The 22989-nt window shown below is 66.5% G+C and carries 24 protein-coding genes; 4 read left to right on the forward strand and 20 right to left on the reverse strand.

The features are described from left to right. Nucleotides 1-75: 75 nt before the first annotated feature. The 12 genes from GV027_RS09320 to GV027_RS09375 form a co-directional block, all read right to left on the reverse strand. Nucleotides 76-978: a GNAT family N-acetyltransferase gene (locus GV027_RS09320; protein ID WP_159511684.1), complete on the reverse strand. Its 903-nt coding sequence runs from the start codon at nucleotides 976-978 to the stop codon at nucleotides 76-78. Beyond that, the gene (locus tag GV027_RS09325) at nucleotides 978-1931 is read right to left on the reverse strand and encodes a polysaccharide deacetylase family protein (RefSeq protein WP_159511685.1); all 954 of its coding nucleotides are present in this window, start codon (nucleotides 1929-1931) and stop codon (nucleotides 978-980) included. Before GV027_RS09325 ends, GV027_RS09320 begins: the two co-directional genes overlap by 1 nt. Nucleotides 1932-2047: 116 nt before the next feature. Beyond that, nucleotides 2048-3973, reverse strand: coding sequence for an excinuclease ABC subunit UvrC (uvrC, locus tag GV027_RS09330; protein ID WP_159511686.1), 1926 nt, complete (start codon nucleotides 3971-3973; stop codon nucleotides 2048-2050). Nucleotides 3974-4289: 316 nt separating this feature from the next. Then, the gene (locus GV027_RS09335; protein WP_056405346.1) at nucleotides 4290-4610 is read right to left on the reverse strand and encodes a DMT family transporter; all 321 of its coding nucleotides are present in this window, start codon (nucleotides 4608-4610) and stop codon (nucleotides 4290-4292) included. 183 nt (nucleotides 4611-4793) lie between these two features. Beyond that, nucleotides 4794-5426, reverse strand: a complete 633-nt coding sequence (locus GV027_RS09340) for a F0F1 ATP synthase subunit B family protein (protein WP_159511687.1) — start codon at nucleotides 5424-5426, stop codon at nucleotides 4794-4796. Continuing rightward, a complete protein-coding gene (locus GV027_RS09345) occupies nucleotides 5419-5913 on the reverse strand; it encodes a F0F1 ATP synthase subunit B family protein (protein WP_056680109.1) in 495 nt (164 codons plus the stop codon). Before GV027_RS09345 ends, GV027_RS09340 begins: the two co-directional genes overlap by 8 nt. 55 nt (nucleotides 5914-5968) lie before the next feature. Then, a complete protein-coding gene (locus GV027_RS09350) occupies nucleotides 5969-6196 on the reverse strand; it encodes a F0F1 ATP synthase subunit C (RefSeq protein WP_031394300.1) in 228 nt (75 codons plus the stop codon). Nucleotides 6197-6239: 43 nt separating this feature from the next. After that, nucleotides 6240-6998, reverse strand: a complete 759-nt coding sequence (locus tag GV027_RS09355; RefSeq protein ID WP_031394299.1) for a F0F1 ATP synthase subunit A — start codon at nucleotides 6996-6998, stop codon at nucleotides 6240-6242. Nucleotides 6999-7068: 70 nt separating this feature from the next. Further along, nucleotides 7069-7389, reverse strand: a complete 321-nt coding sequence (locus tag GV027_RS09360; RefSeq protein ID WP_031394298.1) for an AtpZ/AtpI family protein — start codon at nucleotides 7387-7389, stop codon at nucleotides 7069-7071. A 264-nt stretch (nucleotides 7390-7653) separates the two neighbouring features. After that, nucleotides 7654-8034, reverse strand: coding sequence for a YdbL family protein (locus GV027_RS09365; RefSeq protein ID WP_031439562.1), 381 nt, complete (start codon nucleotides 8032-8034; stop codon nucleotides 7654-7656). A 1-nt stretch (nucleotide 8035) separates the two neighbouring features. Next, nucleotides 8036-8212: a YnbE family lipoprotein gene (locus GV027_RS09370; protein ID WP_081874129.1), complete on the reverse strand. Its 177-nt coding sequence runs from the start codon at nucleotides 8210-8212 to the stop codon at nucleotides 8036-8038. Nucleotides 8213-8259: 47 nt separating this feature from the next. Next, a complete protein-coding gene (locus GV027_RS09375; RefSeq protein WP_236559134.1) occupies nucleotides 8260-11382 on the reverse strand; it encodes a YdbH domain-containing protein in 3123 nt (1040 codons plus the stop codon). Between the two features lie 173 nt (nucleotides 11383-11555). On the opposite strand from GV027_RS09375, the gene radC reads away from it, so the two are divergent. Next, nucleotides 11556-12248, forward strand: a complete 693-nt coding sequence (gene radC / locus GV027_RS09380; protein ID WP_159511689.1) for a RadC family protein — start codon at nucleotides 11556-11558, stop codon at nucleotides 12246-12248. Between the two features lie 74 nt (nucleotides 12249-12322). On the opposite strand, the gene GV027_RS09385 is transcribed toward radC, so the two are convergent. Beyond that, entirely contained in the window at nucleotides 12323-12760 is a 438-nt protein-coding gene (locus GV027_RS09385; RefSeq protein WP_159511690.1) for an EF-hand domain-containing protein, read from the reverse strand. Between the two features lie 234 nt (nucleotides 12761-12994). On the opposite strand from GV027_RS09385, the gene purB reads away from it, so the two are divergent. Further along, complete coding sequence (purB, locus tag GV027_RS09390; RefSeq protein WP_031441496.1) at nucleotides 12995-14293, forward strand: adenylosuccinate lyase; 1299 nt, start codon at nucleotides 12995-12997, stop codon at nucleotides 14291-14293. Nucleotides 14294-14685: 392 nt separating this feature from the next. Here the strand turns inward: purB and GV027_RS09395 are convergent, their stop codons facing one another. The 3 genes from GV027_RS09395 to dnaK form a co-directional block, all read right to left on the reverse strand. Then, nucleotides 14686-15153, reverse strand: coding sequence for a hypothetical protein (locus tag GV027_RS09395; RefSeq protein ID WP_236559135.1), 468 nt, complete (start codon nucleotides 15151-15153; stop codon nucleotides 14686-14688). A 35-nt stretch (nucleotides 15154-15188) separates the two neighbouring features. After that, a complete protein-coding gene (gene dnaJ, locus GV027_RS09400) occupies nucleotides 15189-16325 on the reverse strand; it encodes a molecular chaperone DnaJ (protein ID WP_159511692.1) in 1137 nt (378 codons plus the stop codon). A 157-nt stretch (nucleotides 16326-16482) separates the two neighbouring features. After that, the gene (gene dnaK, locus GV027_RS09405; RefSeq protein WP_031441499.1) at nucleotides 16483-18390 is read right to left on the reverse strand and encodes a molecular chaperone DnaK; all 1908 of its coding nucleotides are present in this window, start codon (nucleotides 18388-18390) and stop codon (nucleotides 16483-16485) included. Nucleotides 18391-18546: 156 nt separating this feature from the next. Between dnaK and GV027_RS09410 the strand changes: the two genes are divergently transcribed. Together GV027_RS09410 and GV027_RS09415 are read left to right on the forward strand one after the other, a co-directional pair. Beyond that, nucleotides 18547-18993 carry a copper chaperone PCu(A)C gene (locus GV027_RS09410; protein WP_236559136.1) on the forward strand — a complete coding sequence of 149 codons (447 nt, stop codon included), beginning with the start codon at nucleotides 18547-18549 and terminating at the stop codon, nucleotides 18991-18993. Then, the gene (locus GV027_RS09415) at nucleotides 18990-19472 is read left to right on the forward strand and encodes a vgr related protein (RefSeq protein WP_159511693.1); all 483 of its coding nucleotides are present in this window, start codon (nucleotides 18990-18992) and stop codon (nucleotides 19470-19472) included. The genes GV027_RS09410 and GV027_RS09415 overlap by 4 nt, the downstream gene beginning before the upstream one ends. A gap of 60 nt (nucleotides 19473-19532) precedes the next feature. Here the strand turns inward: GV027_RS09415 and GV027_RS09420 are convergent, their stop codons facing one another. The 4 genes from GV027_RS09420 to hrcA all read right to left on the reverse strand — a co-directional run bounded on the left by GV027_RS09420 (nucleotide 19533) and on the right by hrcA (nucleotide 22837). Next, nucleotides 19533-19772: a hypothetical protein gene (locus GV027_RS09420; protein WP_159511694.1), complete on the reverse strand. Its 240-nt coding sequence runs from the start codon at nucleotides 19770-19772 to the stop codon at nucleotides 19533-19535. A gap of 95 nt (nucleotides 19773-19867) precedes the next feature. Next, nucleotides 19868-21091 (reverse strand): threonine synthase, encoded by a 1224-nt coding sequence (locus GV027_RS09425; RefSeq protein WP_159511695.1) that lies wholly within the window; start codon nucleotides 21089-21091, stop codon nucleotides 19868-19870. Between the two features lie 137 nt (nucleotides 21092-21228). Then, nucleotides 21229-21768: a nucleotide exchange factor GrpE gene (grpE, locus tag GV027_RS09430; protein ID WP_031394645.1), complete on the reverse strand. Its 540-nt coding sequence runs from the start codon at nucleotides 21766-21768 to the stop codon at nucleotides 21229-21231. A gap of 25 nt (nucleotides 21769-21793) precedes the next feature. Continuing rightward, nucleotides 21794-22837, reverse strand: coding sequence for a heat-inducible transcriptional repressor HrcA (gene hrcA / locus GV027_RS09435; RefSeq protein WP_031441504.1), 1044 nt, complete (start codon nucleotides 22835-22837; stop codon nucleotides 21794-21796). Between the last annotated feature and the right edge of the window lie 152 nt (nucleotides 22838-22989).

A 22989-nucleotide genomic window follows, 5' to 3' on the forward strand; every position in this document is an offset into this window, starting at 1 on the left:
CGTTCTTACGCGTGCGTCGTGACGAACGGGAGCCTCGAAAACTCCGCTTGTTCCAGATCCGCCGGTCAGGCGCGCCTAGCGCCGGATCCCGCGCATCACGCGCGCGAGTCGCGGATGCGACAGCGTACGCTTTGCCCAGCCCGCAGCATCATCGAACGCCCCCAGCGCGGCCACCGTCGCGCGGTTTGCCAGCGTCGGCCGCAACAGCAGCAGATCGACGCACGCCGTCCCCGCAGTGGCGAACTGGCGCTTGTGCTGTCCCTCCCCCTCGGTGAAGTCGAACCAGACGAAGCGGTCGTCGAACAGCTGCCGCATCGCCTCGACCTGCAACACCGCACCTGGCGACAGCGCGTTATCGGCGGGGTCATGCCCGACATGGTCATAGCGCAGCGTCCCGCCCTGCGCGGTACAGCAGAGATAGGCGATCGGCCGGCCCTCGACGAACAGCAGCCAGGCCCGCACCCGGTCCGCCGCGGCGAGCGCCTCGAAACCCTGCAGCGGCGCCTCGCCATCGGGCAGCCCCGATCCCAGCAGCCGCTCCTGATAGGTCGTCGCCGACACCGTCCGCGCCAGCGGGTGAAACACCGCGATCTCAGCAGGGGTCCGATAGGCGCGGATGTCGGGCGTGCCGCCCGACAACGCTGCCAGCCGCTTCGTCTTGCGCTTCAGCCCCGACCGCGCGCTGCCCGACAGCGTCGCAAGCCATGCCGCCTCGCCGATCCGCAGGTCGGCGTGATACCGGACATAACGCTGGCGGACGACGGTCAGCAGGCCATGCGTGTTCAGCGCGTCCACCCGGTCCGCGGGCAACGAGGTGATTAGATAACCATCGGCCTGAGTCGGCAGCGCGGGCAGAATCGGCACGTCGCCCGCCAGCACATCGTCGAGCGACAGCGCGACGCGAACCAGCCGGCGCGGGATCGTCGCCAGCGTGCGGGCGCCGAGCTGGAACTTCAGGCGGACACTGACCGCGGTCATCAGGCGCGTTCTTCGACCCAGTTCGACCAGAGCTGCTCGGCCTGGCGCAGGCCCCGCCGGATCGGATCGCGCGCCAGCGGCCGGTCGTGCCGGCCGAGGACCAGCGGCGGGCGATCACGGAAATGCCGGGTCGGCAAATCCGTGCGCAGCTCCGCCAGCGTCGCGCACAGCGCCTCGAACCGGCGGACATGGACGGCGTTCGCGCGCGTGCCCTGCCGATTCGCGAGCTCGAAACCATGGCTGACGATCGTCGCGGCGACATGCCCCCGGGCCGCGGCGTGCTCGAGCGCATCGCGGCTCTCGTTCGCGGACAGGGCGCAGAGCTGCAGCGTCCGCAACTGACCCGGCCGATCCTCGATGACGGTCACCGGGATCTCGATCAGGCCCTGCACGGCGACTGGCGCGATCTGACGCGGCGACAGCGAGATCCTGCTCGCATCGCACGCCGCCGCACCGTTATGGCTGCTGTCATACGCGAAACCGAGCGCAGCGAGCGCGGCTAGCGTATCGTCGTTCGCGGCATAGCTGCCCGCGCGAAACGCGATCGGGTCGGGCGCACCCGCGTCGATCAGCAGTTCGGTAGCTTGCAGGATCAGCGCGTATTGTTCGGCCAGCGGATAGTCGGACAGGTCGAACTTCGCGTGATTCGCGCCGCGGTCCCGCGCGATCGCGGCGGTCCAGGCGGGATGGAGATGCAGCTGAACCTCCTGCCCCGCGTCGAGGATCGTCGCGACCATCCGCCGGACCGGCTCGATCCCGAAGGTCAGCGCGGGCATCGGGTCGACGAAGAAACACGCCTTCAGCCCGTACCGCGCGAGCTTGTCGAGCTGATAGCTGATCCCGACCCCCGCGGGCTCGACCGACCGGTGGTAGATTGTATCGCTACAAAGCCCCTCGCGGTGGTGCCGCCAGGCAAATTCGGTGTCGATCGTCAGGAAAACTGCCGTGGTCACGTCACTGGCCTAGTGTCCCGTGGTGAAGATAAGGTTTCCGCCTACGAGACAGGCGTGACCCGACCTCCGCAATCTATCGGCCACAGCTGACGATTGATCAACATTATTAAACTGAATTACCTTGAATGGTAAAAGTCATACACCTGCTGTGCGACCGCTGCGGACACGCCCGGCGCCTGCTGCAGATCCTGCAGGCTGGCATTTCGGACCGCGCGACCGGTGCCGAAATGCATCAGCAGCGCCTTCTTGCGCGCGGGGCCGATGCCGGGGACCTCGTCGAGTGGGCTCGCGCCGATCGCCTTGCTGCGCTTGTCGCGGTGGACGCCGATCGCGAAGCGGTGGACCTCGTCACGTAAGCGCTGGAGGTAGAACAGCACCGGCGCGTTGACGGGCAGCTGGAATTCGCGGCCGTCGAGCATGTGGAATACCTCGCGCCCGTCACGGCCATGCTGCGGCCCCTTCGCGATCCCGACGAGGCACACGTCCTCGACGCCTAGCTCCTCGAGCGCGGCCTTCACCGTATTGAGCTGCCCCTTGCCGCCGTCGATCAGCACCAGGTCAGGCCATTCGCCCGAGTCGCGATCGGGATCCTCGGCCTGCGCACGCGCGAACCGCCGGGTGAAGACCTCACGCATCATCCCGAAATCGTCGCCCGGGATGGTCTCCTTGTTCTTGATGTTGAACTTGCGATACTGGCCCTTGCGGAAGCCTTCGGGGCCGGCGACCACCATCGCGCCGGTCGCGGCAGTGCCCTGGATATGGCTGTTGTCGTAGATCTCGATGCGCTGCGGCGGCTCGGCCAGGTCGAACAGGTCGGCGACCTCGCGCAGCAGCTTGGCCTGCGTCGTCGACTCGGCCTGACGTCGCTCGATCGCCTCGATCGCGTTGCGCTTGGCCTGATCCATCAGCCGGCGGCGATCGCCGCGCTGCGGCACCTGCACCGCAACCTTGTAACCCGCGCGCTCGCCCAGCGCCTCGACCAGCAGCGCGCCCTCGGGAAGCTCGCGATCGAGCAGGATCTGCCGTGCGGGCGGCACGTCCTCGTAGAACTGGCCGAGAAAACTGGTCAGCACCTCGTCCTCGGGCACGTCGTTGGTGTGCTGCGGGAAGAAGCTGCGATGACCCCAATTCTGCCCTCCGCGAATGAAGAACGCCTGGATGCCGATCAGCCCATCCTTGCACGCCATCGCGAAGATGTCCGCGTCGCCCACCCCTTCCGCGTTGATCGCCTGCGTGCCCTGGATAAACGTCAGCGCCTTCAGCCGGTCGCGAAGCAGCGCGGCGAGTTCGAAGTCCATGTTTTCGGCCGCCGCCTGCATCTGCGCACCGAGCTTGGCTTGCACGCCGGTCGACTTGCCCGCGAGGAAGCTCTTCGCGTCCTCGACCAGCTCCTTGTACGACGCCTCGTCGATCCGGCCGACGCACGGCGCGGAGCAGCGCTTGATCTGGTAGAGCAGGCACGGCCGGTCGCGGGTTTTGAAGAAGCTGTCGGTGCAGCTGCGCAGCAGGAACAGCTTTTGGAGCGCGTTGAGCGTGTTGTTGACCGATCCGGCGCTTGCGAACGGGCCGTAGTAATTGCCCTTCGCACGCCGGGCGCCGCGGTGCTTCTGGACGCGCGGGAACTCATGGTCGTCGCGCAGCAGAATGAACGGGAAGCTCTTATCGTCGCGCAGCAGCACGTTGTAGGCGGGGCGATAGCGCTTGATGAGCTGCGATTCGAGCAGCAGCGCCTCGGCCTCGTTGTTGGTCGTGACGATCGTCATCGACCGGGTCTGCGACACCATCCGCTGCAGCCGCTTGGTGAGCCGTTCGACCTGGACATAGTTGGCGACACGGTTCCTGAGCGCCCGCGCCTTGCCGACATAGAGCACGTCGCCGCGCGCATCCTGCATCCGGTAGACGCCGGGGCGGATCGGCAGCGTGTCGAGCACGTTACGGATCGCCGCGACGCCCGCCGCAAGATCGGGCGCCTCGCCGCCGCCGCGGACGGCGAAGGTGGATTTGTCTTCGTTGAAACGGTCGGGGGAATTGGGGGAGGACATCGCTGGGAATCTAGGGAGTCGGAGGGGGTTATGCCAGCCGAGGACTTGATGGTCACGCGAAGGCGCGACGGCGCGAAGAGAAGGATGGTTCACGCGGAGACGCGGAGGCGCGGAGAGAAGATTGGGGGAGAGCGGCGCCCGTTCTCAAATCGCCGAAGGCTTAAACTCACCCGGCACTGGCCAAGACGCCAGCCCGGCATGCAGCACCTCCGCGTCTCCGCGCCTCCGCGTCTCCGCGTGAACCATCCTTCTCTTCGCGCCATAGCGCCTTCGCGTGAACGAACCTTCTGAACGCCCTGCGGGCAAAGGCAGAAGCTCAGGCCTGTGCGAACACCTTCGTGCCGACGATACCGACTACGGTCAGTGCCATGAAACAGGCCTGGACCCCGCTGACCTTATCGCCGAACAGGATCACGCCACCGATGATCACGCCGATCGCCCCAGCGCCGGTCCAGATTGCATAGGCAGTGCCAGCAGGCAGGCCGCGCATCGCGAGCGCGAGCAGGCCCATGTTGACGAAGCTCAGCACGATCGGAACCGAAGACGCCTGCCACGTGGCAACGGTCGCTGCCCATTTGAGGCTGAGCGCCCAGGTGATTTCGGTGATCACGGCAACGCCGAGGATGAGCCAGGACATCAGGGTATCTCCAACGGGCTCAGATTGGAGACGCAGCCGCCGGAAACCCGGGAAGAGACGGCCGCCTGTGAAAAACGAAAAAGGCGCCAAGCGAACGACCGTTCCCCCGTCGAAGCGGTGGTCCAGGGTTGCGGGCGCTGTGTCGTGAGAACCTGCCCCCCGCTTTCGCGGGGGAACAGACGATTAGTTCAGGCGGCTAAGCCCCGAGATCGACCGATCGACCATCGCGCGGTCGGCGGCGGCATCGTGATGCTCGGCGATCAGGATACCGGCTGCCTTGGCAGCGGCGTAGGCGGCCCGCGCACGGACCTCGGCGATCGCGGCGCGCTCGGCGGCGGCGATCTTGTCCTCCGCCATCTTGGCGCGACGCGTCATCAGATCCTCGGCACCCGCCTTGGCCTTGGCGATGATCGCCGCGGCTTCGGTATGCGCATGCGCCTTCATCGCCTCGGCTTCGAGATGCGCGGTCTCGGCCTTGGCCTCATACTCCGCGCGGATCGCCTCGGCTTCGGCACGCAGCGCCTTGGCCTCGTCGAGCTGCGTGCGGATCCCGGCGATCTTGGCGTCGAGCGACCGCCCGATCATGCCGGGGACCTTCTTCCACACCATCAGCGCCAGGACGATGATCATCGCGATCGCGACCCAGCCGGTCGAGTTGACGCCGAGCGCGGTCGGGTCGACGACATGCTCGACGGTACCGGGCGCGACGGTGTGACCCTGCAACCCCTGATTGTCGATCGAGCCTTCGGGCGCCATGCCCTCGGCCGAGATCACCTTGGCCGGTGCGTCCGGGTTGGCGGCGGGGGTATTAGCCATGAGCCATCGTCCTGCGTACCGCATCGCTCGCCGAGTCCAGGCTCACCTGAAGTCCGGCGACCTTGTCGGCCAGTTGCTGTGCCGCTTCGGCTGCGACATTCTGAAGATTGGCGAGGGCCTGCGCCTTCGCATTCGCCACGGCGAGATCGTGATGACCGAGACGCTCGGCGATGTCGGCATCGGCCGCGTGGACCTGCTGCTCGAACGCCATTGCCGCCCGCTTGGCTGCGGCCGCGGTCTCGGCCTGTGCCGCGACGCGCGCCGCATCCATTTCGGCCTGCCAGGTCGCCTGGACCGTATCGGCCTGCGCCCGTGCAGCGACTGCCGCTGCCAGATCGCCCGCGATTCGGCCTTCACGCGCGTCCACGGTCGACACGATCTTAGGCACCATCCCCTTGCCGATCCCGAAATACAGGATCCCGAAGGTGAGGAGCAGCCAGAAAATCTGTGAAGCGTAGGTGGCGGCTATCTGGGCAATCTGGGGCATGGCAGTCCTTCGTGATACGGCCGGACGGGATATCGCCCGGCCAGATCAGCGCATGTTAGGCGACGAACACCAAGATGATCATCGTGACGAATGCGAGCAGACCGAGAAGCTCGGCAGCTGCGAAGCCGATGAACAGACGGCCCTGCTGGCTGTCTGCAGCGCCCGGGTTGCGCAGCGCGCCAGCGAGGAACTGTGCGAAGACGTTACCCACGCCGAGTGCGGCGAGGCCCATGCCGATCGCTGCGAGGCCGGCACCGATCATCTTTGCTGCGTTGACGTCCATGTTAAAACTCCCTTGGAAAATCAGTAGTGGTTCGAAAGAAAACTTAGTGAAGGTTGACCGCGTCGTTCAGATAGACCGACGTCAGCAGCGCGAACACATAGGCCTGGATCGCGGCGACCAGCAGCTCGAGCAGCGTGATGCCGATCATCAGCAGCATGCTCGGCGCGGTCACCAGACCGATGTAGACGCCGCCCAGGTTGATGCCGTTGATCACGAACGCCGCGAGCACCTTCAGCAGGATATGCCCCGCGGTCATCGCCACGAACAGTCGCAGACCCAGCGAGAACGGACGCACCAGGAACGACATCAGCTCGACGACGAAGATCAGCGGGATCATCAGCGCGGGCGTGCCGCTCGGCACGAACAGCGAGAAGAAGTGGAAGCCGTGCTTGCCGAAGCCGACGATCAGGACGATCGCAAAGCTGATCAGCGCCAGCACGCCGGTGACGGTCATGTGGCTGGTCACGGTGAACGGGTGAACGCCCGGCACGATACCGAACGGCATCAGGCCGATGATGTTCGCGAACAGGATGAACATGAACAGCGAGAAGACGTAGGGGATGAAGCGCTTGCCGCCGGGCCCGACATTCTGCTCGAGCATGCCCGAGATGAAGCCCGTAAAGCCCTCGACCGCGGCTTGCCAGCGACCGGGGACGAGCTCGCGCTTCATTCCGCCGATCATGAAGGCCCAAAGTGCGACCAGCGTCACCACCATCCACATCGCGGAATTGGTGAAAGACAGGTCGTAACCACCTACGATCCAGTGCGAGCCGAACGCCGGCTCGATCAGGAACTGGTGCATCGGATCGATCTTGCCGCCCTGTTCTGCCGCCACGTGGAATCCCTGCCGTCTTGAAACGACAAACGCCCGGCTACTCCGGGCGTTCGCCTGAAATTCGAATGATTTGCCTGAACGCGACCGCTATTCCGAGGAACAGCAACACGATCAGACCCCAAGGCCCAGTGCCGACCCAATGGTCAATCAACCATCCGATCAGCGCACTGCCGACGAGACTCCCGATCAGGGCGGAGATGACCCGATTGCCCTGCGAGTAACCCCGCTCGGCATCCGGCCCTCCCTGCCCCTTTTTCAGCGTCTCCCGAGCCTTGACCTCCCTCAATCGCTCATCGAGCGCGGAAAGTCGCGGATCTTCAACACCGTAGGGGTCCTGTCCGGGTTCGATCTCCGCCACGACATGCTCTCCACCTGATACGACACCGGGGAGATATACGCAGCGACGAGCGATCCCGCCAAGGCGCGGTCCGTTTAGAAAAGGGGGGGGGCCAAGTCAACCGGTGTGACAGTATCGTCATCAATGTGGTGACTGCGGGGCGCGTTACGCCGTCTATCATCCGTCATCCTGACGAAAGCCAGGATCCAGAGCCGCAGGCGGACCATGTGTGGTTCTGGATCCTGGGTCGAGCCCAGGATGACGGAGGGCATCAGGACAGCATGCTCAGACGCAGCGCGAATCACGCTCCGGTGCGGCGGCGGTGCGCGTCTTCCAGACACCACCCGGCGTCTTGTACTTCTCACCCGGATTGGTCCCCGCGATCAGGTTGCAACCGCTGGTGAACGCCAGCTGCTCGACCGTCGCGCCGCTCGCCTGCGCTTTTGCGGTATAGGCCGACTTGCGCTGGATGTTGATGCTGTTGACCAGCGCGCGCAAATCGCCGCTCGCCGCGCCGACCAGCCCGAGATAGCCGTCGGGCTGCTCGCCGACCTCGCCGCCCGCGCGCGCTGCGGCATAGGCGGGGTCACGCTGCGCCGACGCGGCGACCGACAGGCCGCCAAGCACAGCCACCGCCGCGATCATCGTCAAAGCCTTGATCTTCATCTCAGAATATCCCCGGATTCTGCTGGATCAGCGATTTCGCCTCGCCATCGAGACGATAGACCACTTCCTGCGTCACATTGATGTTGAGGTTGATCTCGATCGGCTTGTCCGGCGCCGACACGTTGATGCAGCCCGGCAGGGCGGCGGCGGTCGTGACCAGAAAGACGATCGTCCTCATCCTGTGCAAGATCGGTCTTTGCTCCAGCTTGTTCAATCCTGTTTCGGTCATGGCACGATCCTGCTTTCGGCGGGCTGAATGGATGGGGCTGCGGGGACGGCAGGCCCGGGGGATGGCGGCGCGGACTGCTGCTGGATCAGCGCGGGCAGGTTGCGTTCGATCAGCCGCTTCGGATCATAGAAGCTCTGCGCCGAATCGAGCAGTCCGCGAAACGGCGCCTTGATCCGGATGTTGAACACGAAGGGCAGCTTCTGCAGCCGGCGGACGATGAAGTTCGACTTCGCCCCCTCGCCCTGGCTGATTCCGGCGAAGCGCACATCGGTCACCATCTCGCCCGCGAGCGGCCCGTTCATGCCGACGCGGAGCGACTGGTAGCGCAGCGACTTGAGCGCCTGGAAGGCGATGTTCGCCCAGATGCCAAGATCCTTCTGGCTGAGATCGCCGACATAGGCGAGCGTCCCGCCGCCCGGCCGGACGCGCAGGTCGCCGCCCTCGATCCGACCGCCCGTCTCGTCGAAGATCATCGGCAGCACGCCGTCGAAGATCCCCGTCGCGTCGAGATTCTTGAAATCGAACTGCTGCAGGAACTGGTCCGCGGCCATGTTGGCGATGTGGAACGTCATCCGCCGCTCGCTCTGCGCGGAGAAATCGAGCAGCGTCGGGTCGAGCGTCAGCGATCCGCCCGCAAACGGCCACGCCCCGCCCTCGACCTGGACGCGCGCACCCGGCAGGGTCTGATAGCGGATCGTCCCGTCGCTGACCGGGATGCCGGGGTTGAGCGTCCGGATCGTCGCGACCTGCCCCGGTGCGCTTTGCAGATTGAGCAGGTCGGTGAAGCGGATCTCGGTCGCGATCCCGGTCACCGGGCCGAACGCGGCGGCAAGGTCGGTGCCCGCGGTCCGAAACACCCCCGTGCTCGTCACGCCGTCGGGGGTCCACGCGATGTGCCCGTCGCCGCTGACCGATCCATTGACGTCGGCGATCACGCCGAACGTCAATGGCGTCAGCGCCTCGGGTTGCAGCGCGTCCTTGGCGAACACGATCCCCGGCACCAGCAGGTCAGCGCGGCCGATGCCCGTGCTCAGTGCGTGGACAAGCGTGACGTCGGCGACCTTGGTGCTGCTGACCGGTTCGAACAGCGTTCCGGCCGCAGTGATCGTGCCGCCGACCAGCGACAGCGTCACGCCGCGCGCCGCGACCGGCTTGAACCGCGCGGTGGCGGCGGCGTCGCTGACACCCATCGTGCCTTCGAGCGCCAGCGCACCGCCGATCAGCGTCCAGTCGCCCGCCGCCTCGTTCAACAGCAGCGGCACAGTGCCGATCTGCCCTGCCCCGCCGGTGAACGCGCCGGCGATTCCCTGCGCTGTCATCCGCCCGGTGATCGTCGCGAAGTCGAGCCGCGTGACCCGCTCGGGCGCGCCGATCCGGGTCTGCACGCCGTCGATCGCAAAGCCCCGGTCGGCCAGCCGCAGCGTCGCTCCGCTCGCGTTCAGCGTAAGCGGCGTCCGCCCCAGCCGCCCCGACAGCGCGGCCGCGGCGATCCGCGCACCGCCGCGCAGACGTCCGCGATCGGTCTGCACCAGCGCTCCGTCGATCGGGCATAGCGACAGCCGCGCAGGGTCGAGCACCAGCCCCGACACCGCCAACCGCTGCACCGCTAGCGGCGTGCAGCCAGTGTTGACGACGAGCCGCGTGTTACCGTCCCAGCGGGCATCGATCGGCATCGACAGGCCTTCGACCCGGTCCTTGCCGCCGCTGCCGATCGGACCGTCGAGTGTCACCCGCGTCGTGATCGCGGTCGCCCCGCCGGGCGTCGCGCTGAACCGCACCGGGGTCAACACCAGCCGCGCGCCGTCCACGACATAAGGCGCGACCGTCGCGACGCCGCGGACGGGCGCACCCGGCCGGGCCTGGGCTAGCGCGATGCGCGCCTGCGGCAACCCGCCACCCTGCGTCGCAAGAGTCGTATCGAGCGTGACGCCTCCGCCAGAGGCACCGCGTCCGGGCCATGCGAACCGGAGCCCCTCCCCGCCATCAAGCGAGATCCTCGCGCCGCTCGCCGATGCGAGCGCGAGGCGTGACAGCACGGCCTCGCCGCGCCCGCCGCGCTGCCGCACCGCGATCACCGCATCGGCGGCAAAGCCCTTTGCGGCCCGCGTCACGGCCTGCACCGCGGCGTCCATGAGGGGCGCGACCGGCGACCCGGCTGCCGATCCCTGCAACGCCTCCACCCCGGCAAGCCGACGTGGGGCGATCGCGGCACCCGCCGCGCGAACGCGGCCCTCGAACGCGATCGTCTCGCCGAGCCGGTAGGATCCCGCGATCGCCACACGGCGTGCGCGGCCCTCGGCCGTCCGCACGGTATCCGCTGCGATATCCGCCTTGCCCGAGGTTCCCGCAGCAGTGCCCGCGAAGTCGACGTCGTCCTTTGCCGCGGCGAACGTCGCACCCGGCAGGACGGCCGGGCCTGTCGCCAGCGCGGCCCCCCCCTGCCAGCGATCGAGCGCCGCACCGAGCGTCAGGTCGAGCGTGGCGACGACGCTGTCCGCGCGCGAATCGCCGCACGCCAGCCGCCCGAGCCGCACCGGGCCCTTCAGGATCGGTTTCGCCGCATCGATCCGCACGCGGACCGTCGCGGCAAGGCGATCGCCCGTACAGCCGCCGACGCTCAGCCGGTCGCTGACCGCAGCAAGCGAGCCCCTGAAACCGTCATCGAGCTTCCCCGTCCCGGTGAGTTTCAACCCGACCAGCCCGTAAGGCGTCTCCAGCCGCATCCGCGCATCGTTGACGGTCGCGTCGAGCGCGGGCAGCGCGAACGGCTTGCCCGAGGGGGCGGGCAGAAGGCGGTCGATCGCCCCCAGCGACAACCGTCCACCGACCAGCCGCCCGCGCAGCCGCACCCGCCCCGCGCGCACCGCCTCCAGATACGGTCCCGACAGCCCGATCCCGGTCCGCGTCTCGACCCAGTCTGCGACCAGATCGGGATCGGCCGGATCGCCGAGCACGACATTGGTCAGCCTTTGCCCGCCAAGCGCCAGATCGGCGATCTCGTAGCGCGCAGGCACCTCGGCACGCGCGAGTTCGCGATCGATGAAGCCCGTAGCGATCTGCTTCCGGAGTACCCAGACTCCGATGAGCAGGGCGAGCAGGAGGAGCGCTACGACCAGCACGATTCGCTGAATCCGCGCGAGCCCGCCGCGACGGCGAGCCGGCGCGTGACGGCGAGGGTCGGGCCCTGTCTCGCTCGTCTCCGTCAACCGCTTACTCCGTCACGCTTTCCCGGCCTGCATAGGCGGTAGCGGGGGCGTCATGCAATTGCGGCTGGATGTGCTAGCATCCGGCCATGGCGGGGGCAGACGATATAGTCGACGAGCGCAAGGGGCACCGGGCGCGGCTGCGCAAGCGGCTGTTCGAGGGTGGCGGAGAGGCGCTGCTCGATCACGAGCTGATCGAATATCTCCTCGCCGTCGCAATTCCCCGTGCCGACACCAAGGCGCTCGCCAAGGCGCTGATGCGCGAATTCGGCGGGATCGGCGGCGTGCTGACCGCCGATCCGGCGGCGCTGGCGCGTGTCGATGGCATGGGCGAGATTTCGACCGCCGCGGTCAAGATCGCCCACGCCGCCGCGCTTCGCCTGTTGCAGGCGCGCGTCGGCGAGCGGCCGGTGCTCGCCAACTGGCAGGCGCTGCTCGACTATCTGCGCGCGGACATGGCGCACCACGTCATCGAGCGGTTCCGCGTCCTGCATCTCAACACGCGTAACATGCTGATCCGCGACGAGGTGATGAGCGAGGGCTCGATCGACCAGGCCGCGGTCTATGTCCGCGAGGTGATCCGCCGCGCGATCGATCTCGGCTCGGCCTCGATCATCCTCGTCCACAATCATCCCAGCGGCGACCCCTCCCCCAGTCGCGCGGACATCGAGATCACCCGCACGATCGCGGAGGCGTGCAAGCGGCTGGGAGTCGCCGTGCACGATCACATCGTCATCGGCACCGCCGGGCATGTGAGCCTCCGCGCGCAGGGACTGATCTGACGGACGCATGACACGAAAAGGCCGCCGGGGTCAGCCGGCGGCCTTGAGGTCGCGAGGATCCGCCCGCGCGTGGTTCAGCCGGCCTGGGTCAGGAACCTGGTCAGCTCGGTCTTGGTCAGCATCTTGTTCTTGTCGGCATCCGCCTGCGCGAACGCACTATCGACCCATTTGCGCGTCTCGGGCGCGGCCGCGACCGTCGTCGGGTCCGACTGCGTCTTCAGCGCGACCATCCAGGCGCCGAATTCGGACGTACTCAGCAGATTGTCGCCATTCTTGTCATATCCCGGAAATTCCGCATCGACGACCTGCGCCACCTGCGCCCCCGTCACCGGCTGCTGCGCAGTCGCTCCCGCAGGATTGCCCTGCATCGTCGAAGATGACGGCGACTGCGGCGAAGATTCCGTCTGCGCCATGGGCTGCGCCGGTGAGTTGGGCGTGCCGCCGGTCATGGTCTGCGCGGATGTCGGCGTCGCAAGCGCAATCGCACCGATAAGTAGAGTGAATTTCAGCATGTCTTCTCTCCTGCTGCGACCTAGGTGGCGACTTCTCAGTCGCGAAGGTCGTTCGTTCGGATAGTAGGCGCAACCAATGCATGACTGCCTTTGATGGTTCCGCCGGCATTGCCCGATACCCCCGGGGTTGGGTTTGAACCTTGCCGTCCGGCCTGCTACCGCGCGACCGATCGCCGCCGTGGGTCCCGCCGGGGCGCGCGTCGCGCCTCCTCTCCCCAGCCACAGGAAATCCCGATGGTCCCCCGCTATTCCCGCCCCGACATGGTCGCGATCTGGACGCCCGAAGCGCGCTTCAAGATCTGGTTCGAAATCGAGGCGCACGCCACCGACGCGCTCGCCGAACTCGGCGTCGTGCCGAAAGAGGCCGCGGCCGCGATCTGGGAAAAGGGCGCGTTCGAAGTCGACCGGATCGACGAGATTGAGCGCGAGACCAAGCATGACGTCATCGCTTTCCTGACCAACGTCGCCGAGCATGTCGGCCCCGAGGCGCGCTTCATGCACCAGGGCATGACCTCGTCCGACGTCCTCGACACCTGCCTCGCGGTGCAGCTGGCCAAGGCGAGCGACATCCTGATCGCCGACCTCGACGCGCTGTTGGTCGTGCTCGAACGCCGCGCGCGCGAGCACAAGATGACGCCGACGATCGGCCGCAGCCACGGCATCCACGCCGAGCCCGTCACCTTCGGCCTGAAGATGGCGCAGGCGCATGCCGAGTTCGCGCGCAACCGTGCACGACTGGTGGCAGCGCGCGCCGACGTCGCGACCTGCGCGATCTCTGGCGCGGTGGGCACGTTCGCCAACATCGACCCGTTCGTCGAGGACTATGTCGCGGGCAAGCTCGGCCTGTCGGTCGAGCCCGTCTCGACCCAGGTCATCCCGCGCGATCGCCATGCGATGTTCTTCGCGACACTCGGCGTGATCGCCAGCTCGATCGAGCGGCTCGCGACCGAGATCCGCCATCTCCAGCGCACCGAAGTGCTCGAGGCGGAGGAATATTTTTCGCCTGGCCAGAAGGGCTCGTCGGCGATGCCGCACAAGCGCAACCCGGTCCTGACCGAGAACCTGACCGGCCTCGCGCGCATGGTCCGCGGCTATGTCACCCCCGCGCTCGAGAATGTCGCGCTGTGGCATGAGCGCGACATCTCGCACTCGTCGGTCGAGCGGTACATCGGGCCCGACGCGACGATCACGCTCGACTTCGCGCTCGCGCGACTGACCGGGGTGATGGACAAACTCGTCGTCTATCCGGCACGAATGGAGAAGAACCTCAACAAGATGGGCGGGCTCGTCCATTCGCAGCGCGTCCTCCTCGCGCTGACGCAGGCCGGGGTGAGCCGCGAGGACGCCTATCGCCTCGTCCAGCGCAACGCGATGAAGGTGTGGGATTCGGACGGCGCACTTTCGCTGCTCGACCTGCTCAAGGCCGATCCGGAAGTGACGCTGAGCGATGCCGAGCTCGAGGACAAGTTCGACCTCGGCTATCACCTGAAGCACGTCGACACGATCTTCGCCCGGGTGTTCGGCGCGGCCTAACGGCACGGCATTAGGCCCCCACCTGTCATCCTGACGAAAGTCAGGACCCAGGGCCACGCACGGTAGCGACTGGTACTCTGGGTCCTGACGTTCGTCAGGATGACGGTGGATGAATGAGGGGATGCTGCGGACCACCTCCAAAGTGCACGCAACGCAATTACGATTTCATGTTACAAAATTGCGACAACTCGCAACTATCGCCATATCACCGATGCCGGATATTACTCCGGCATCGGAGACCTACCCATGCGCATGTTCGAAACCGTGACCAGCTCGATGCTGGCGATCGCGGCTCAAGCGCTGGTGGTCGGGGTGGTCATTTCCACCCTCTGATCCATCGGCCCGCCCGCCCCTCCAAGGAGGGGCGCGGCTAGGGTCGCAGGCTCCACCCTTCAGGCTGCTAGCGCTACACCCCGTCGATGATCGTCATCGTTGGCGCCACTAAGTGCGTCGGGTTTGCGCACGCGTATCGCACGGCGGTTTGCACCCACCGGCCGCCCACGTCGTAGAACCGCCGCCAGCCGCGCCGGCAAACCCCGGATCCGCAGGCTCGACGTAGCGCCGATCACACCGATCGCCACGTCCAGATACGCCGACACTTCGAACGATGTCAGCCAGATCGCGATGTCGGGCGCGCCCATCATGGCGACCCGGACCCTGTCGCCGTCATCGGCGAACATCATGACGCACGCTGCCGCAATCAGCACCAGACCGACCGCGACGTCGCCGCGCGTCAGCCGCTCCAGCCGCCTGACCGGCGCCTCGACCAGAAGCACGCGGAGGAACCGCGACAGGGGGATCGTGGGCGCGGCTATCATCAGCAACCAGCAAGCGAGAAACGTCAGACCGATTGCCGCCACACTATCCCCCTGTCACTCGCGCCAAGCAGCGCGGCCTATTCCGCCGCGAAGACGCCCTTCAGTTTCGCAAAGAACCCCTGGCTGTCGGGGCATTCGTCGCCGGTCTCGGTCTCGCGGAACATCTCGAGCAGTTCCTTCTGCCGGTTCGACAGACGGGTCGGGGTCTCAACGTCGATCTGCACGACCAGATCGCCATGACCACGCCCCTGCAACACCGGCATGCCCGCACCGCGCTGACGAAGCTGCTTGCCCGACTGGATGCCCGCCGGGATCTTTACCTCATGCGTGCGCCCGTCGAGGCCGGGGATCGAAAGCGATCCACCGAGCGCCGCGACCGTGAAGATGATCGGTGCGCGCGCGAACAGCGTCGTCCCCTCGCGCTCGAACAGATTATGCTTGGTGACGTGGAGGAAGATATAGAGATCGCCCGCCGGTGCACCGCGCGCGCCGGCCTCGCCCTCGCCCGTCATCCGGATCCGCGTGCCTTCATCGACACCGGGCGGCACGTTGATGCTGAGCGTCTTGGTCTTCTCGACCCGGCCCTCGCCGCGGCAATCGGGGCATGGATCGGCGATCACCTGACCCGCGCCGTTGCAGACCGGGCAGGCGCGCTCGACCACGAAGAAGCCCTGCTGTGCACGGACCTTGCCGTGACCGCCGCAATGCTGGCAGGTCTTGGCCCGCGTACCGGCCTTCGCGCCCGACCCGTCGCACGTGTCGCACACGGCCGAGACGTCGACGGTGATCTCGGTCGCCTTGCCGTGAAACGCCTCTTCCAAGCTGACTTCCATGTCGTACCGCAAATCCGCGCCGCGACGTGCCGACGATCGGCCACCACCGCCGCGCTGCGCGCCGCCCATGAATTCGCCGAAAACGCTCTCGAAAATGTCGCTGAAGCCGCCGAAATCCTGCGCGCCGCCGCCATGACCGCCGCCGCCGCCATTCTGGAACGCGGCATGGCCGAAGCGATCATAGGCCGCACGCTTCTGGGGATCCTTGAGGCAGTCATAGGCCTCGCTGACCGCCTTGAACTGGGCCTCGGAATCCTTGCAACCGGCATTCTTGTCCGGGTGATATTTCATCGCGAGCTTGCGGTAGGACGACTTGATCGTCCCCGCATCCGCGGTCCGCTCGATCTCGAGCAGTTCGTAATAGTCTGTCTGGGTACTCATAGCGGCCCTCTTAGCCCTCTCCCCTCCGGGGAGAGGGTTGGGTGAGGGCTCGTTCCGGGCGACAGTGCGCGGAACTGCCCCTCACCCCGGCCCTCTCCCCGACCGGGCACCCATGAAAATATTACTTTCATGGGACCCTGGGGAGAGGGAGTTTCAGTTACGCCTTCGGGTTCTCGTCGACTTCCGAGAATTCGGCGTCGACGACGTCGTCGTCCTTCTTCGCCGCATCACCGTCAGCCGAAGGCGAAGCGTCCGCCTGAGCCTGCTTCTCGTAGATCGCCTGGCCGAGCTTCATCGCGACCTGGGCGAGCGCGGTGCTCTTCTCGGTCATCGCGTCCGCATCGCCGCCCTCGACCGCGGCCTTGGTCGCGTCGATCGCGGCCTGGATCTCGGTCTTGAGCGCGTCGTCGACCTTGTCGCCGTTATCGGCAAGCTGACGCTCGGTCGTGTGGATCAGGCTCTCGGCGTTGTTCTTCGCCTCGGCGCCGGCACGACGCTTCTTGTCTTCCTCGGCAAAGGTCTCGGCATCGCGGACCATCTGGTCGATGTCGCTGTCCGAAAGGCCACCCGATGCCTGGATGCGGATCTGCTGCTCCTTGCCGGTGCCCTTGTCCTTGGCCGAGACGCTGACGAGACCGTTGGCGTCGATGTCGAACGTGACCTCGATCTGCGGCACGCCGCGCGGTGCCGGCGGGATGCCGACGAGATCGAAATTGCCGAGCATCTTGTTGTCGGCCGCCATCTCGCGCTCGCCCTGGAACACGCGGATCGTCACCGCGCCCTGGTTGTCGTCCGCGGTCGAATAGGTCTGCGACTTCTTGGTCGGGATCGTCGTGTTGCGATCGATCATCCGGGTGAACACGCCACCCAGCGTCTCGATGCCCAGCGACAGCGGCGTCACGTCGAGCAGCAGCACGTCCTTGACGTCGCCCTGCAGCACGCCGGCCTGGATCGCGGCGCCCATCGCGACGACCTCGTCCGGGTTGACGCCGGTGTGCGGCTCCTTGCCGAAGAATTGCTTCACGACTTCACGGACGCGCGGCATGCGCGTCATGCCGCCGACCAGCACGACCTCGGAGATGTCGTCGGCCTTCAGACCGGCGTCAGCGAGTGCCTTCTTGCAGGGGTCGAGCGTCCGCTTGACCAGATCCTCGACCATCCGCTCCAGATCGGCGCGGGTGATCGACTTCACCAGATGCTTCGGCCCGTTCTGGTCCGCGGTGATGAAGGGCAGGTTGACCTCGGTCGACTGTGCCGAGCTGAGCTCGATCTTCGCCTTCTCGGCCGCTTCCTTCAGACGCTGCAGCGCCAGCTTGTCCTTGGCGAGGTCGATGCCCTCCGCCTTCTTGAACTCGTCGGCGAGGAATTGGACGATCTTGTTGTCGAAATCCTCACCGCCGAGGAAGGTGTCGCCGTTGGTCGCCTTAACCTCGAACACACCGTCGCCGATCTCGAGGATCGAGATGTCGAACGTGCCGCCGCCGAGATCGTAGACCGCGATCGTCTTGCCGTCCTGCTTGTCGAGGCCGTAGGCCAGCGCCGCTGCGGTCGGCTCGTTGATGATGCGCAGCACTTCGAGGCCGGCGATCTGGCCGGCGTCCTTGGTCGCCTGGCGCTGTGCGTCGTTGAAGTATGCGGGAACGGTGATGACCGCCTGCGTGACCGTCTCGCCGAGATACGACTCCGCGGTTTCCTTCATCTTCTGCAGCGTGAACGCCGAGATCTGCGAGGGCGAGTAATCCTTGCCGCCGGCCGAGACCCATGCGTCGCCGTTCGGCCCGCGCGAGATCTTGTACGGGACCAGCTCGGTGTCCTTCTTGGTGATCGGATCGTCGAAACGACGGCCGATCAGGCGCTTCACCGCAAAGATGGTGTTGTCGCCGTTGGTCACTGCCTGGCGCTTGGCCGGCTGGCCGACCAGTCGCTCGCCGTCCTTGGCGAATGCGACGATCGACGGCGTGGTGCGCGCGCCTTCGGAATTCTCGATGACCTTGGGCTTGCCGCCTTCCATGACGGAAACGCAGCTGTTGGTCGTGCCGAGATCGATACCGATTACTTTAGCCATGAGTTTAAATAGCCCCTCACACATCGTAAAAAAGTCTCGGGCTCCACCCCGTTACGGCAGTGGAACCTTTCGATTGATGGGCGCGATATAGGTTGGCTCGCGCTTGCCGCAAGATTGTACGGCCCGTAGAGATCGCAAGAGGGGTATGAAGTGGCGATGATGACGATGCGTGGTATTTTTGCCGTGACGGCCCTGATCGGGGTGGCGGCCTGTGCACAGCCGCGACAGCTGTCCGTCGAGAAGGCGTGGGTCCGGCTCGCGGCGGTCAAGGGCGGACCGGCGGCAGGCTATTTCACGATCCATGGCGGGCCGACCGATGCGACGCTGATCAACGTCACCACCGACGTCGCGATCCGGAGTGAGATGCACGAGAGCATGTCGGCCGGCGGCGTGTCGTCTATGAAACCGATCGCGCGCGTCGAGATCCCGGCCAAGACCGATGTCGTGTTCGCGCCGGGCGGGCGTCACGTGATGCTGTTCGACGTAAATCCCGGCATCAAGCCCGGTGAGCGCACCATCACCTTCACCCTCACCTTCGCCGACGGCACCAGAATCCTGCAGAACGCAGCCGTGGTCGGCGCTGGCGACACCGGAACCAAGTGAGCGTTCGCGATCGGTCGACGCGAGCGCTGACCCCGGCCGAGACCAGGCTTGCCGCGTCGGTCTTCGGCGATGCGATCGACTATGCGCCGGTGCGGCTGGCACGCCGCAAATGGGCCTTCTTCCAGCCGCGCGACACGGTGATGGCGCCGCGCGGGTGCATCCATTTCCACCCCAAGGGCGATCTGTGGTGCGACGATTTCGCGCATGCCCATCTGACGTTGCAAGGACTGTTCATCCACGAGATGACGCATATCTGGCAGCACCAGCGCGGTATCTTCCTCCCGCTCGTACGGCATCCCTGGTGCCGCTACGACTATGCGCTGCGCCCCGGCGTCGCGCTGCACCGCTACGGTATCGAGCAGCAGGGCGAGATCGTCCGCCACGCCTTCCTGCTGCGTGCCGGCGCGACGGTCGCAGGCGCCCCGCCGCTCGCGCAGTACGAGACGCTGCTGCCGTTCAAGCCGCGGGTGTCGGCCTAGTCCGCCACTCCCCAAACCGTCACCCCAGCGAACGCTGGGATGACGTGGGCTAGGACAATATCAGAGCCAGCTACGCCCATCCGATCCCGCACAGCCATAAGGCGGCAACTGCCCGAAGAACCGTTCCTGCATCTTGTGACAGCCCCAGGCGCGCAGCGGCGCGGGCGCATAGCCGTTCAGCGCGATGCCGACCTCGTCATACGGGGTCTCGCCGCGCGCGACATACATGTACCAGCGCCCGCCGAACATGACCGCCGCCGCGACCAGCACGACACACACGACCTGAAGAATCTTCTGCATTTCCGCCCTTTTCGTGATGAAGGGCGCCCCGTTGCAGATAACATGGATTAATATCAACCACCGGAAGGCGGGCCCCGCCGGTGGCGATTCCCATCCTACAATGCGTCGAAATCGATAGCTTGTGTTCTATCAAGCGCTTGCGGCGCTTCGGGCATCGGATATTTCAGTCCGGTCGCACAATTAAAAAGTACGACGTGGTCGTCTTCGTCGACCAGACCGGTGTTCAGCGCCTGTCGATAGGCCGCGAGCGTCGCGCCGCCCTCGGGACACAGCAACAGCCCGTCCTGCTTCGCGGCGGCCTCGACCGCCTTCAAGATCGCCGGATCGCCGACCGCCAGCGCCCGGCCACCGCTCTCGCGGACCGCGCGCAGGATTAGGAAGTCGCCGACCGCCTTAGGCACGCGAATGCCCGCTGCGACGGTGCTCGCATCCTCCCAGCGCTCGGCATGCTCCTCGCCCGCCTCGAACGCGCGGACGATCGGCGCGCAGCCGCTGGCCTGCACCGCAAACATCTTGGGTCGTTCGGAGCCGATCCAGCCGAGCTGTTCGAGCTCGTCGAACGCCTTCCACATGCCGATCAGGCCGGTGCCGCCGCCGGTCGGGTAGAAGATCGCATCGGGCAGTTTCCAGCCAAACTGCGCGGCCAGTTCCAGCCCCATCGTCTTCTTGCCCTCGATTCGATAGGGCTCCTTCAGCGTCGAGAAGTCGAACCAGCGCCCCTCGGCGGCGCCCTTGCCGACGATCGCACCGCAATCGTCGATCAGCCCGTTGACGCGCCAGACGCGTGCGCCCTGCATCGCAATCTCGCGGACGTTGATCTCGGGCGTGTCGTCGGGACAGAGCACGATCGTCTCGATCCCGCAACGCGTGGCGTAGGCCGCCAGCGCCGCGCCCGCATTGCCGTTGGTCGGCATCGCGATTCTGGTGACGCCGAGCTCCTTCGCCATCGCCACCGCCATGACCAACCCGCGGGCCTTGAAGCTGCCGGTCGGGAGCCGCCCTTCGTCCTTCACGAGGACGTTGGGGCCACCGGACTTCGGGATCGGTACCAGCGGCGTCTCGATCTCGCCGAGGCTGACGATATTGGACGTCTGCCGCACGGGCAGCAGTTCGCGCCACCGCCACAGATCGGTGGGACGCGCCTCGATCGTGTCGCGCGAAATCGCCGAGCGCACCGCGTCGAGATCGTAGCGGACGAGCAACGGCCTGCCCGCACGCGAAAGGCCATGAAGCTGGTCCGCCTCATAGCGTTCGCCGGTGATCGAACATTCGAGATGCGTGACGAACGTCTCGCGATCGGTGGTCAGATTCTCGTTCATGGCGTCATCCCGGCGAGGCAGAAAGTTGAGCGCCGCCTCCTGCCGTTCCCCCGCAAAGGCGGTAGCCCTGGGTTACAGGCGACAGCGTTTGAAACCCTGGGCTCCCGCCTTCGCGGGAGAACACCAGGCCGACAGGCTCACCCCGCCTTGGCGACGCCCACCATCGCAGGCCGCAGCAGGCGATCCTTGATCATGTAGCCCGCCTGCATTTCCTGGACGATCGTGCCGGCCGGCTGATCGCTCGGGATCTCCAGCATTGCCTGATGCTTGTTCGGGTCGAGCATCTGGCCCTCGGCAGCGATCTTGGTGATGCCGTGGCGCTGGAACACGCTCTCCAGCTCGCGACCGGTGGCCTCGAGCCCGGTGACGAGGCCCTTCATCTTGTCGTCCGCACGCAGGTCCGCCGGGATCGCCGACAGGCCGCGGGCGAGGTTGTCGGCAACCGACAGCACGTCGCGCGCGAACGCGGTGGCGGCATAGGCGCGCGCGTCCTGCGCTTCCTTCTCGGCGCGGCGGCGGACATTCTGCACCTCGGCCTGCGCATAGAGGACATTCTGCTTGGCCTCGGCAAGCTGGTTCTCCAGCTCGGCGACGCGATCGTTCGAGGCCACTTCGGGTGCGGCTTCGGCGGTCTCTTCGCGCAGGTCGGCAGGCGTGTTCTGATCGATATCGGACATTGTTTTCCCTATAAGTTGGGCCGGCTCAACCCATCAACCGGGCGAGCGTTGCAGCCGTGAAATCCACCATGGGCACGACGCGCGCATAGTTCAACCGCGTGGGGCCGATCACGCCCACCACGCCGACCACCCGCCCGTCCAATCCGCGGAACGGTCGCGCGATCACCGACGAGCCGGACAGGGCGAATAATTTGGTCTCCGCACCGATGAAGATCCGCGTCGAATCGCCCGCCCGCGCGCTGTCGAGCAGCGATGCGACCTCCTGCTTTCCCTCGAGGTCGTCGAGCAGGTCGCGGACCCGGTCGAGATCGGCGGCGGCGGCGGCATCGATCAGCCGCCCCTGCCCGCGGACGATCAGCACCGGGCGGCGATCCGCATCCTCGCTCCACACCGCGATCCCGCCCTCGACCAGCATCCGCGCCGCACCGTCGAGCGCCGCCTGTCCGTCCGCCAGCTCGCGCTCGATCCGCAGCCGCGCCTCGGCCAGCGTCAGCCCGCCGAGCGTCGCCGACATGTAATTGCCCGCCTCGACCAGGGTCGACGGCGACATGCCCTTGGGCAGCGCGATCACGCGGTTCTCGACCGAGCCATCCTCGCTGACCAGCACCGCGAGCGCCTGATCGGGCGACAGCGCGACGAACGCGATCTGGCGCAGCGTCATCTCGCGCTTCGGCACCATCACCAGCCCCGCGCACGCCGACAGCCCCGACAGCGCAAGCGTGGTGGCGGCGAGCGCCTCCTCGACCGGGCCACCGACGCCGGCGCGCGCCTCGATCGTCTGGCGCTCCTCGAACGACGGCTCCATCGCCTGCATCATCCCGTCGACGAACAGCCGCAAGCCGCGATCGGTCGGCATCCGCCCCGCGCTCGTATGTGGGCTGGCGAGCAGTCCCAGCCCCTCCAGCTCCCCCATCACCCCGCGAATCGAGGCGGGCGACAGGCTGAGCCCGGCCAGCTGCGCGATCGTCTTCGACCCCACCGGCGTGCCGCTAGCGAGATAGCTGTCGACGACCGCACGAAAAATATCGCGCGCGCGGTCGGTCAGTTCGGTGACGGGGGGCGTGGCCATGCGGCTGATCTAGGCTGGCGAGCCGGAATGCGAAAGGCTAGGCAGCGCTTATTGCCCACCACCCGTTCGTCCTGAGTAGGGACTGAGCGAAGTCGAAGGCCCGTATCGAAGGATGTGCCTCAAGCGGGCCGATCCTTCGATACGCCGCTTCG

The organism is Sphingomonas sp. T1, assembly GCF_902506585.1.
Classification (GTDB): domain Bacteria; phylum Pseudomonadota; class Alphaproteobacteria; order Sphingomonadales; family Sphingomonadaceae; genus Sphingomonas; species Sphingomonas aerolata.